The sequence below is a fragment of the Herbidospora solisilvae genome (genome assembly GCF_009901565.1).
Lineage (GTDB): Bacteria > Actinomycetota > Actinomycetes > Streptosporangiales > Streptosporangiaceae > Herbidospora > Herbidospora solisilvae.
Genome location: NZ_WXEW01000001.1, coordinates 72,560 through 84,086, shown reverse-complemented (window position 1 = coordinate 84,086; position 11,527 = coordinate 72,560). Strand labels below are relative to the sequence as shown.

General features: G+C 69.4%; 10 protein-coding genes and 1 pseudogene. 8 read left to right on the top strand and 3 right to left on the bottom strand.

Annotated features, from left to right (window positions below; genetic code table 11):
* Positions 1 to 61: 61 nt before the first annotated feature.
* Entirely contained in the window at positions 62 to 766 is a 705-nt protein-coding gene (locus tag GT755_RS00290; protein WP_328794095.1) for a sulfite exporter TauE/SafE family protein, read from the top strand.
* On the opposite strand, the gene GT755_RS00285 is transcribed toward GT755_RS00290, so the two are convergent.
* Positions 735 to 1,376 (bottom strand): class I SAM-dependent methyltransferase, encoded by a 642-nt coding sequence (locus GT755_RS00285; RefSeq protein ID WP_161477669.1) that lies wholly within the window; start codon positions 1,374 to 1,376, stop codon positions 735 to 737. The genes GT755_RS00290 and GT755_RS00285 overlap by 32 nt on opposite strands.
* Before the next feature lie 33 nt (positions 1,377 to 1,409).
* On the opposite strand from GT755_RS00285, the gene GT755_RS00280 reads away from it, so the two are divergent.
* From GT755_RS00280 to GT755_RS00265, 4 genes and pseudogenes are all read left to right on the top strand, one after another.
* The gene (locus tag GT755_RS00280; RefSeq protein ID WP_161477668.1) at positions 1,410 to 2,147 is read left to right on the top strand and encodes a VOC family protein; all 738 of its coding nucleotides are present in this window, start codon (positions 1,410 to 1,412) and stop codon (positions 2,145 to 2,147) included.
* A gap of 246 nt (positions 2,148 to 2,393) precedes the next feature.
* Positions 2,394 to 2,933, top strand: coding sequence for a DUF1062 domain-containing protein (locus GT755_RS00275; protein ID WP_328794094.1), 540 nt, complete (start codon positions 2,394 to 2,396; stop codon positions 2,931 to 2,933).
* 261 nt (positions 2,934 to 3,194) lie between these two features.
* Positions 3,195 to 3,540 (top strand): annotated as a pseudogene (locus GT755_RS39075) (IS5/IS1182 family transposase); the annotation flags it as partial.
* Between the two features lie 251 nt (positions 3,541 to 3,791).
* Positions 3,792 to 4,286 carry an NUDIX hydrolase gene (locus GT755_RS00265; RefSeq protein WP_161477665.1) on the top strand — a complete coding sequence of 165 codons (495 nt, stop codon included), beginning with the start codon at positions 3,792 to 3,794 and terminating at the stop codon, positions 4,284 to 4,286.
* A 473-nt stretch (positions 4,287 to 4,759) separates the two neighbouring features.
* Here GT755_RS00265 and GT755_RS00260 read toward each other — a convergent pair whose 3' ends face one another.
* Both GT755_RS00260 and GT755_RS00255 read right to left on the bottom strand, forming a co-directional pair.
* On the bottom strand, positions 4,760 to 5,935 hold the full coding sequence (locus GT755_RS00260) for a coiled-coil domain-containing protein (protein ID WP_161477664.1): 1,176 nt from the start codon (positions 5,933 to 5,935) through the stop codon (positions 4,760 to 4,762).
* Positions 5,936 to 6,603: 668 nt separating this feature from the next.
* A complete protein-coding gene (locus GT755_RS00255; protein WP_161477663.1) occupies positions 6,604 to 7,149 on the bottom strand; it encodes a TetR/AcrR family transcriptional regulator in 546 nt (181 codons plus the stop codon).
* Between the two features lie 163 nt (positions 7,150 to 7,312).
* Here GT755_RS00255 and GT755_RS00250 point away from each other — a divergent pair, with 163 nt between their 5' ends.
* The 3 genes from GT755_RS00250 (at position 7,313) to GT755_RS00240 (ending at position 11,364) form a co-directional block, all read left to right on the top strand.
* A complete protein-coding gene (locus GT755_RS00250) occupies positions 7,313 to 8,152 on the top strand; it encodes an oxidoreductase (protein ID WP_161477662.1) in 840 nt (279 codons plus the stop codon).
* Positions 8,153 to 8,330: 178 nt separating this feature from the next.
* Entirely contained in the window at positions 8,331 to 9,785 is a 1,455-nt protein-coding gene (locus GT755_RS00245; RefSeq protein ID WP_161477661.1) for an aldehyde dehydrogenase, read from the top strand.
* Between the two features lie 112 nt (positions 9,786 to 9,897).
* Positions 9,898 to 11,364: an MFS transporter gene (locus tag GT755_RS00240; protein WP_202609499.1), complete on the top strand. Its 1,467-nt coding sequence runs from the start codon at positions 9,898 to 9,900 to the stop codon at positions 11,362 to 11,364.
* Positions 11,365 to 11,527: the final 163 nt, after the last annotated feature.

Here is an 11,527-nt window from a genome sequence, read left to right as displayed (position 1 = left end):
AGATGTCCGGAAGGTGAAATCCCGTTGAGCGGGACCGGCCCGGTTCGTGAGGCTGGGGTGCGTGGTGCTGTTCGGGATCGTCGTGGTGGGGGCGTCCGTGCAGCGGCTCGCCGGAATCGGGTTCGCGCTGGTCGGCGTGCCCGCGATGGTGCTCATGCTGGGCCCCGCCGACGGGGTGCGGCTGGCCAACTGCGGCGCGCTGGTCATCAGCGCCGCCGGGCTCGTCGGCACCTGGCGGTCGGTCCGGCCGGGCGCGATGATCCCCCTGGTCGTCGCGGCGGCGGCGACCGTACCGGCCGGCGCCTGGATCGCCCGCGGCCTGCCCGAACCCGCGCTGCTGGCCGTCACCGGAGCGCTGGTCAGCGCCGCCGCGCTGCTGGTGATGAGCGGGGTCCGGGTGCGATCGCTCCGCGGGCGCGGGGGCGCGCTCGCGGCCGGCGCCGCGAGCGGCTTCCTCAACGCCTCGGCCGGGGTGGGCGGCCCCGCCGTCTCCCTGTACGCCGTCAACGCCGGCTGGACGGTACGCGAGTTCGTCCCCAACGCCCAGTTCTACGGCGTCGTCGTGAACGTCTTCTCGATCGCCGCCAAGGGACTCCCCCAGCTCAGCGGCCCCACGTGGGCCCTGGTCGGCGCCGGGATCGCGGCCGGGCTGGCGGTCGGCTCGCTGCTGGCCCGGCACGTGCCCGAACGCCCCGCCCGGTGGGTCGTCCTGTCGCTCGCGCTGGCCGGCGGCCTCACGACGCTGGCGAAGGGCCTGCAGGGCTGACGGCGGCGCTCCCCCGCGTGTGGAACGACCACGGGGTGCGGACCGGCGGGAAGTTGTAGCGGTGCACGCCGGTGACGGTGAACCCGCCGCGCTCCAGCAGCGCGACGGTGTCGCGGCCGGTGTGGCAACCACCCGCGAGCGGGGGCCAGATCGTGGCGTCGAGGGCGCGCTGCACGCGTACAAGACCAGGGGTGTCGGCCCTTCCGTGCTCCAGGAACCGCAGCTCACCACCGGGCCTGAGCACCCGCCGCGCCTCGGCCAGCGCCTGGCCGACGTCCGGGATCGAGCACAACACCAGGCAGAACACCACGGCGTCGACGCTCGCGTCGAGCGCCGGCAACCGGCCCGCCGTCCCCGCGCTCACCTCCACCGGCACCGGCGCCGCCGCGGCCGAGGCGGCGGCGTGCCGCCGCAGCAGCGCCTCCGGCTCCACCGCCAGAACCCGCGTGACGGCCGGCGGATAGTGGGCGAAGTTCGCGCCGTCCCCCGCCCCGACCTCCACCACCTGCCCAGACAACCCCGCGAGCAGGGCACGGCGGTGCTCGGCCATGCCGCGACGGTCCATGGTCTGCCGCAGACGCGGCCACATCCGGGCGAAGAGCTTGGGCATGACTCCATTAGACCCACGCATAAGATCGTCCGCATGGCGACGAGGCTGGTGCAGATTCACATGAAAGCCGCGGACGACGAAGCGGTCGGCCGCTTCTGGGCGCAGGCCCTCGGCTGGGGCATGTCCAGTGAAGGACCGGGCGTCACCAACCTCGAACCCGAGGGCTTCGTCTACCCCGACCCGACGGCCGTCTGCATCGACGTCGTCCACGACCCCAACCCCAAGACGGTCAAGAACCGCGTCCACCTCGACCTCGCCACCACTTCGGCCGCCCACCAGGCCGACCTGGTCGCCCTCCTCCGCTCCCTCGGTGCGACCCCGATCGACGTGGGCCAGGGCGACGTGCCGTGGACGGTCCTCGCCGACCCCGAGGGCAACGAGTTCTGCGTGCTTGAACCCCGGGAGCTCTACCGCGACACCGGCCCGGTCGCCGCCGTCGTCGTCGACTGCATCGACCCGCGCGCCATGGCACGGTTCTGGGACGCGGCGATCGACTGGACCCTCCACGAGGTCACCGACGACCACGCGCGCCTGCGCTCGGCCAAGGGCGTCGGCCCCTACCTGGAGTTCATCCGCACCCCCGACGTGAAGACCGTGAAGAACCGCGTCCACCTCGACCTGCGCCCCTACCCTGGCGACGAACAGGCCGCCGAAGCGGCCCGCATCCGCGCGCTCGGCGCCGTCGACATCAACATCGGCCAGGTCGACGTGCCGTGGACGGTCTTCGCCGACCCCGAGGGCAACGAGTTCTGCGTGCTGACCCCGATGTAAACCGTTTGTGCTCCGGATCGGCGTGGCCGTAGGTTGCCTGCGACCCCAGCCGTGAAGACATGAGGACACCCGCGTGACCCCGCCTGCTTTCCAGATCTGACACGTACTTCCGCGCACCGTCAGCCGACTCCGCGGTCGGCTCCGCCGGGCTGCCCGTTTTGAGCGCCCGGTCACACGGCGTCTGAGGCCGCGCGCAATCGGCCTCGTGTCAGATCCAGAGAGACCATGTCTTCACAACCTCATATCGTGCTGCCCTGGACCGTCCGCCGGACCAGGCTGCCGCTGCTGTCACTACGCTGCGTCGACTGCGGGACGCGGTCCTTCACCACTGGGGAGGGACGATTCCGGGTCAATGCCAACGGGAAGTTGCTGGACGTGTGGCTGCTGGCGCGGTGCGTGTCCTGCGACCGGACGAGCAAGCTGACCCTTCACGAGCGGGTGCCGGTCAGGTGCCTGGAAGCGGACGCGCTTCGGGGCTACCGCGACAACGATCCCGGCCTGGTGGCCGCGACGTTGCTCGATCCACTGTTCGCCCACCGGAACCGGCTCGGGCTCGACTGGGCCGGGGCCTGGCGGCTCTACGGCCCTCCGATACCTCTCGACGGGGTTTGGCCGGTTCGGGTGGAGGTGGGCTTCGACGATCCGGTGCCGGTGCGGGCGGATCGGCTCATCGCCGCTGGGCTTGGTGTCAGCCGGAGGGAGGTGGGGCGCCGGGTGAAGTGTGAGGTGTCGCTGCGGCGTTCGGTGAGCAGCGGGTTCTCCTTTACGGTGCTGGCCGCCGGTTAGTGGTGATCCGGGGGCGGTTCGTGGATGGGGCCGCCCCCAGGATGCTGTTCATGCGGATTGGCCGCAGTGCGGCAACGCATCCGCGTCCCCGCATCGGCGGCGGCCGGCGAGTCTGGCCGCCGACAAGGCCTACAGCTCCCGCGCCAACTGCGCCTACCTTCGATCCCGCAAGATCCGGCACACCATCCACGAATCAGCCGATCAGAAGGCCAACCGCCGCCGAACATGCCTACAACTCCCGCGCCAACTGCGCCTACCTTCGATCTCGCAAGATCCGGCTCATCACTCCCGAACCAGCCGATCAGAAGGCCAACCGCCGCCGACCAGGCCTGCAGCTTCCGCGCCAACCGCGCCTACCTGCGATCCCGCAAGATCCGGCACACCATCCCCGAACCAGCCGACCAGAAGGCCAACCGCCGCCGGCGCGGCCCTCTCGGCGGCCGCCCGACCGGCTACGACCCCGCACGATACGCGCGCCGCAACGTGGTTGAGCGGGCGATCAACCGGCTCAAACAGTTCCGGGCCGTGGCCACCCGCTACGACAAACGCGGCTACACCCCTCGGCACGGTAACCGTCGCAACCCTGATCATCTGGCTCCGCACCTGATCCAAGAAACAGGGCCTGGGGCGAGGTTAAGCTCAACATGGGCGCCTGTCATCCACAAAACCCGGGATTGTAGCCTTCGCAGAAACGGTCATTTCTGTGAAGAAACGGACTCCCCTCCAGCGACGCAGAGCGGGTCTTCCCCAGGTGGTGCCAGCACGAAATGGGAGCCTTGAGTGGTGAGCCCCATCGCAGGCTCTCGAGGTAGTGGGAAACAAGCCAGGTTGTCAGAGGCCTCTGTGACTGTGTGCAGTATGCGTGAGCTGATCGAGCGGGTGGATGAACACGACCGTGTGCTTGAAGTCGTGGAGCGCTCAGAGGCGGTGCGTTTGCGGTGGATGCATCGGATCGCGACGACGATCTGCCGCGACCCGACGGGACGGATCCTCGTATTGCGCCGAGCCGACGGGCATGTTCCCTTCCCCGGCCACTATGACGTGATGGTCGGCGGCGGTGTGGGCGTGGGTGAATCGTATGAAGACGCGGCGGCCCGCGAGCTGCTCGAAGAACTGGGCATCGGTGTCTCGGTCGGCTTCCTGTTCAAGTTCCTGTGTCAGGAGGGGATCGGGCCTGTCTGGTTCGGGGTGCACGAGGCCTTGATCGCCGAGCCATTGGCTCCAGATCCGTCCGAGATCGCTTGGCATGCCTGGCTCACGGAACTCCAACTGCGGAAGGCGGTCGATCGAGGGCCCTTCGTTCCGGCTGGGCGAGAAGCCGTGCGCCGCTATCTTGGCCGCTCAGCTCAGTGACGAACAGCCGCTCGCTGGCTGATGTCTCCTCAGGGCGGGTCCAGCACATTCGTGACCAGTTCCGCCACGGGACACCGCCTTCATCCCGCTCGCCAGCTGGAAGTGTGCCGTTGGCGTCCTCGGCCTATACGCAGGCCAGGACGTGCAGGCGCGCATAGGGAACAGCTCGGCCATCAGGATGAAGCCGCTCCCGGCGCCGCGGCTGGGGATCGTTACCGGAAGCCAGCGATGACAGATGGCCAGCATGTTTGGGCATAGGGGGCACCTCAGTCATCAGCAGGAAACCGGTCATGGTGCCGCAGCTCGGAATCATCGCCGGAAACCCGTGATGACAGATGGCCGGCGTGCTCAGGCGTAGGGGGCAGCTCGGCTATCAGCAGGAAGCCGGTCATGGTGCCGCAGTTCGGAGCGTTACCGGAGTTCCGTGATGCCGGATGGCCGGCATGCCCAGGGATGTTCGCAGAACGGGGACCTCAGCCGTCGATGGTGGGGGCGGATCTGAGTTCGGCCGCGACCGCCCGCTCCCGCAGCACAGCCGCTTCCGTACGAGCCGACTCCAGCTCCGACCGCAGGTCACCCAGCCGCGCCCGCTCCAGCGCGAGCTCGGCGCGCAAGGTGGCGACGCTCTCCTGCGCGGCCGCGTGTTCGGCGCGAAGACGGGTCACCTCCGCGTGCGCGGCCTCTCCGGAAGCTCTGAGGGCGGCCACCTCGGCCTGGCTGGTGCTCAGATCGGCGGCCAACACGTCCCGATCCTTGCGGGCCTGGGCCATCGCCTTCTCGGATTCGGCCAGCAGCCTGGTGACCCGGGACACCTCCGCCTTCGCCTCGGCCGCGCTCGCGGCGGCTTCGGCTCGCGCCTGGTCGGCGGCCTCCGCCCGTGTGATGGCTCGATCACGTTCGGACTCGGCCGCGTCGGCACGCGCCGTCGCGGCGGCGGCCGCCTTCTCGGCGGTGGCCACGTCTTTGCGCGCTTCCACGACGTCTCTCTGCGCCGCGGCCGCCTTGGCCTCCGCCCGCCGAGCCTTCTTCTCGGCCTCGGTGGCGGCCGTGCGGGCCTCCTGGGTCTCGGCCTCCGCGTGATCCCGCCGTGCCTCGGCCTGTTCGGCTCGCCTTCGCGCTTCGTCGGCGGCCTGCTTGGCTACGCGTTCGGTCGCCGCCGCCTCGCGGAGCGCGGCCAGCGCCTGCTCCCGTGCGTTCTCGGCGTCGGTGAACGCGTTGTCACGCTCGGCGGCGGCCTCCTCGGCGCGTTGCTCGGCCTGCTGGGCGGTTCTGCGGGCGTCTTCGGTGGCGGCGCGGGCTAGCCGTACCTGCTCGAAGGCCTGCTCCCGTTCGGCCCGGGCGACGGCGACCCGGGTGTGCGCCTCAGCCTGGACCGCACTGAGCCTTGCCTCGACTCCGGCCGGCGAGAGTTCGTCGGCGAGGACCTGGGCCAAGGGGGCTATCGCGGCGGCCAGGCCCTTTTCCATGCGTTCGTAGAGTTCCTCGGCGCGGGCCAGGGATCCGTCGAGGCCGGGGGTGGCGCGGCGTAGTTCGCGGGATTTCTTGGCGGCGGCCTGGCAGTCGGTCTCGGGACAGTACTCCTTGGGGCGGCCTCGTCCTTGCCGTAGTTCCAGGGGCCTGCCGCAGTGCTTGCACGTCACGAAGATCACCCTAGCATTTTCTGATTTTCTGGAAACAGAAAATCAGAAAAGGAGATCCGTTGTGTCGGAGGTGTAGATGATCTTTCAACATAATCCTCGTTATGTTGGGTCACTCGGAGTTGCTGTCTGCGCTGCGCCCGGCACGCCCCGATCCCCTATGTGCCGGAGATCCTGGTCGAGGTGCCTCCGCACGAGGGCTCCCACTTGGGCGTCGGTAAGACTCGTGCAACCAGGTGCACGCGACTGAGTCCACCCAGGTCGGCGGTGCCCTACTCGTCGGTGGGTGTCGAGTCGGGCGTGGCCGCAGATGTGGTGGACAGGGCGAGGGCGCCCGCTCCGTCGCCGTGCCGGGCCAGGAGGGTTGTCACGCTGGCGACCTCGCCTATTCAGGTGTCGCCTATTCAATGAGTCTGAACTGATGCGTGGTCGTCGCCTGGGGCGTAGCGTCGCCACGCCTTTATGCCGTTCCGGCCGCCGGCCATGGGCCCTATCGTGACCCGACCAACCAAAGAACTTCACCGAGCATCGGCCCGGGGACCGGCTACGGCGATCCCAAGATCCACACCCGCAGCGTCTGGTCCGCACTGCAGGACAGGGCGATGGTCTCGCCGGCCAGGGTACCGACGGCGACGGCGCGGAAGAAGGCTAGGGCGCCGGCGACTGGCTCACCCGCAGGGTCAGGTCACGCCGAGGCCGCGCAGGAAGGCGTCCGCGACGAGGTCGGCGGCCTGCGGGGCATCCACTGCGGGGAACTGGTGGGCGATGCTGTCGACGAGTGCGTCGAGGACCGCACGTGCCCAGGCCGCATCGATATCGGCGCGCAGGTGGCCCTCATCGCAAGCGCGCTGGATGAAGGTGCTCAGGCGCGCACTCTGCGCTTCACGGCGAGCGCTGGCTTCGGGGTCCTTCTGCATCATGCGGCGCGTGTCGACAGGCCACTCACGGGCGACCGGGATGATCCCCTCCAGATAGCGGTGGAGAGCGACCGGCACCGGGGCCTCGGTCAGCCGCGCCTCGTCCAACACCCGCTCGGCCGAGTCGAGTTTGGCCTGGAAGACGGCGCGCAGCAGCGCCTCCCGATTCGCGAAGCGGCGATGAACGGTGGTGCGGTCGACACCCGCCGCAGCGGCGATGGCCGCCATCGACGTGCTCGGATCCTCCGCCAGGAGGCGGGCCCCGGTGCGGAGGACGGAGGACAGGTTGCGTGCGGCATCGGCTCTCATGGTCCGGCGATCCTAACCAGCAGTGGTGATTACGGCGCCATCATCCCATGTGAGATGCATCTCATCTATTTATTGCTACATCAATGTTGCAGTTGACGAAGAAACAACTACATTGAGGTTGCGTCCTGGAGGGCGGCAAGAAGCGAGATGAGAGGAGCACGCCATGTCACGGACTTGGCTGATCACCGGTGGTTCCCAAGGGCTGGGCAGGGCCCTGGTTCTTCAGGCTCTTGAGGACGGGGATCGAGTCGTCGTGACGTCCCGCAGGCCGGAGGCTCTGGCTGATCTGAAGGCGAAGTATCCGGAGCGGCTGGAGACCGTGGCGCTGGATGTCACGTCGCCGTCCGAGGCTCGGGGCGTGGTGGCGGCCGCAGTGGAGCGATTCGGCACCGTCGACGTCGTTGTGAACAACGCGGGTTACGCCACCAGCGGTTCGATCGAGGACTTCCCGGAGGAGGAGTTCCGGGCGCAGGTCGAGGCGAACCTGTTCGGCGTGATCAACGTGACCCGGGCTGCCCTGCCCGTACTGCGTGGCCAGCGGTCCGGGCACATCGTGCAGATCTCGTCCATCGGCGGCCGGGTCGGCGGCACGCCCGGGCTCAGCGCGTACCAGACAGCGAAGTTCGGAGTCGAAGGCTTCTCCGAGGTGCTGGCGAACGAGGTGGCCCCGTTCGGCATCAAGGTGATCATCGTGGAGCCGGGCGGTATCCGCACCGGCTGGGCCGCCGGCGCCGCGAAGCCGTCCGGACCCATCGCTCCTGACTATCAGCAGACGGTCGGCGCATGGCTGGAGCAGTTCGCGGCCTACAGCGGCAACGAGCCCGGCGACCCCGCCCGAATGGCCCGGGCCGTCATCGCGGCCGTGGACGCGCCCGAGCCCCCGCGCCGGCTCCTGCTCGGCAGCGACGCCCTGGAAATCGCTGTCAGCGCGGAAAAGGCTCGCCTGGCCGAGGCCGACGCATGGGCCGAAGCGAGCCGCTCCACCGACCACCAGGCCGCGTAACGACCCTGAAGCTTCGCGTGCCGTCGGTCGCCTGCCCGACGGCACGCGGCCACGGGCCCGGCGACAGCGCGGATACCCGCTCTCTCTGGTGGTCTCCTCCACCCCTGCGGCATCGCCTGGGACGCACTCCCGCCCGGGCCCCGCACCCACCACGTTTCACACGAAGAAATCGACAGACATGACTGTTCGCGACAAGCTCTACATCGGCGGCTCCTGGGTCACCCCCAGCAACCCGGAGCTGCTCGACATCCTTTCCCCCCACGACCAGTCGGTGCTGGGCCGCGTGGCCCAGGCCGCACCCGCCGACGTGGACGCGGCCGTTGCCGCGGCCCGCGAGGCCTTCGACCACGGCCTCTGGCCGCGCACCACGCCCGAGGAGCGGCAGGAGATCATCCGGCGCTACGACGCCCTGCGCACCGCCCGCGCCGACGAGGTCGCCGCGGCAATCTCCGTCGAGAACGGCTCGGCCGGCTGGTTCACCAAGGTCGGCCAGTCCTTCCTGACGCGCCAGGTCAACGCTTACCTCAAGGCGGCCGAGGAGTTCGGCTGGGAGGAGGTCATCGAACCCTCCGACCCGTCGGTGGCCTTCGACACCATCGTGCGGCGGGAGGCGATCGGCGTGGTCGCCGCGGTCATCCCGTGGAACTCGCCGTTCTCCGCCGCCACCGCCAAGCTGATCCCGGCCCTGCTGGCCGGCAACACGGTTGTTTTGAAGGTCTCCCCGGAGAACTCCCTCAGCATGATGCTGCTGGCGGACCTGTGGCACGAGGCCGGGCTTCCCGCGGGCGTGCTCAGCATCCTTCCCGCCGACCGCGAGACCAGCGAGTACCTCGTCTCCCACCCGGACGTCGACAAGATTGCCTTCACCGGCTCCACGCGTGCCGGCCGGCGCATCGCCTCCATCGCCGGAGAGCACCTCAAGCGGGTCAGCCTGGAGTTGGGCGGCAAGTCCGCGGCTCTGATCCTGGAGGACGCGGACCTGGACGCCGCCGTACAGGGCCTGCGCTTCGGCTCCCTCGGCAACAACGGCGAGGCCTGCATCCTGCAGACCCGCATCCTGGTCCCCCGCGAGCGTTACGAAGAGGTCGTCGCCGCGCTCAAGGACATGGTCGAATCGCTGAAGGTCGGCGACCCTTCCGCCCCCGACACCTTCATGGGCCCGATGATCCGCCCCGACCAGCAGCAGCGCGTCATCGACTACATCAACATCGGCATAGCGGAGGGCGCCCGCCTGGTCACCGGCGGCCCGCACGTCCCCCAGGGCCTGGAAAAGGGCAACTACGTCACCCCGACCCTTTTCGCCGACGTCGACAACTCCATGCGCATCGCCCAGGAGGAGATCTTCGGCCCGGTCCTGGCCGTCATCGCCTACGACGACGAGGACGATGCCGTCCGCATCGCCAACGACTCCGAATATGGCCTCTCAGGCGGCATCTGGAGCGCCGACCCCGAGCGCGCCTTGGCCGTCGCCCGCAAGCTGCGCACCGGAACCATCACCCTCAACGGCTCGCCCATCAGCTTCGACGGCCCCTTCGGCGGCTACAAGGCCAGCGGCCTCGGCCGCGAGTACGGCAAGGTCGGACTCACCGGCTACATCGAGCACAAGTCCATCACCCGGCTCCGGCAGCCGTAGCCGACCGGAGAGGCGCAGACCTACCGGGCCGGAACCACCCGCAGTGCGGTCGGCAGGCCCACTTCCTGGCCGTGACCGCTCCCCGCAATCGCTGTACCGGCGTGCCACCCGCATGCGCGAGACCCGCGACCTGTCCCGCGCCGTCGTCAAGCCGCCCCCGTTTCCCCGGAGAGACAACCCCATGCCCAGCAAGTTCACCCGCCTCATCTTCGCGGTCCTCGCGAGCGGGGCGGGCGTGTTCTCCATGCTGCAGTCACTGATCGCGCCGGCTCTGCCGACTATCCAACACGCAATGCACACCTCCCAATCCACCGCCACCTGGGTGATGACGGCCTACCTGCTGTCCGCCTCGGTGTGCACCCCGATCATCGGCCGGGTCGGCGACCTGGCCGGCAAGAAGCGCACCCTCGTCGCAGTCCTGCTGACCGTCCTCGCCGGCTGTCTGCTCGCCGCTCTCGCTCCGGACGTCGGCGTCTTGATCATCGCCCGCATCATCCAGGGCGCCGGAGGCGCGGTGTTCCCACTGTCCTTCGGCATCATCCGCGACCAGTTCGAACCCGGCAGGGTCAGCGGCAGCATCAGCAACCTGTCCGCCGTGATCGCCGCCGGCGGCGGCGTCGGCATAGTCGCTGCCGGTCCCATCGTGGCCGGGCTCGACTACCGCTGGCTGTTCTGGTTTCCCGTCGTCATCGTCGCCGTCACCGCCCTGCTAGCCCTGCGCTATGTCCCCGAGTCGCCCCGACGGGCGAAGGGACGGGTCAGCTGGTCCGGCGCGGTGCTGCTGTCCGGATGGCTGGTCGCGCTGCTCCTGCCGGTCAGCTCCGGCAGCCGGTGGGGCTGGAGCTCCGCTGCTGTGATCGCGCTGTTCGCCGCGGCCGTCGTGCTCTTCGCCCTGTGGCTGTTCGCGGAGTCCCAATCCCGCAGCCCGCTGATCGACCTGCGCATCATGCGCGTGCGGTCCGTGTGGACCACGAACGCCGCCGCTCTGCTGTTCGGCGCAGGCATGTCTTCGGTCTGGTCGTTCCTGCCCGGCTTCGTACAGACACCCCGCTCCGCCGGCTACGGATTCGGCGCCAGCGTCACCACGTCCGGACTGCTCATGTTGCCCATGCTGATCGCGATGTTCGTCGCCGGTGTGGTCAGCGGACGCCTGGAACCCAAGGTCGACGCCAGACGCCTGCTGATCTCGGGGGCCGTCTCCGCCGCAGTCGCCTGCGCCATCCTCGCCCTGTGGCACACCCAGCAGTGGCAGATCGCCGTCGCGGCGGGCGTTTTCGGCCTCGGCGTCGGTCTCGCCTTCTCATCCATGGCCAACCTCATCGTCGGCGGCGTACCTGCCGAGCAGACCGGCGCCGCGACCGGCATGAACGCCAACCTCCGCTCCGTCGGCGGCGCCATCGGAACCGCGATCACCAGCCACCTCCAGCCCTCCGGCCTGCCGTACGACTCCAGCTACATCCACAGCTTCTCCGCGCTGACCCTCCTCCTGCTCGGAGCCGCCCTCGCCGCCGCCCTCGCCCCGGCCCGCAAAGCCGTCCGTACGCCCCAGCTCCAGCTGACTCCCGCCGCCGCAGAGTAAACAGGGAGCGTGCTGCGCGCTGGAGGAGTACCAATGCCGTCCTCGTCCACACCGCACTGACCGGGCTGGAAGCGCACCACCAGCGCGTGCTGGCCGAGGCGATACCCGCGCTGGACGCGCTGACCTATGCCATTGACTCGCTCGCGGATGCTCCGCCCCAAAT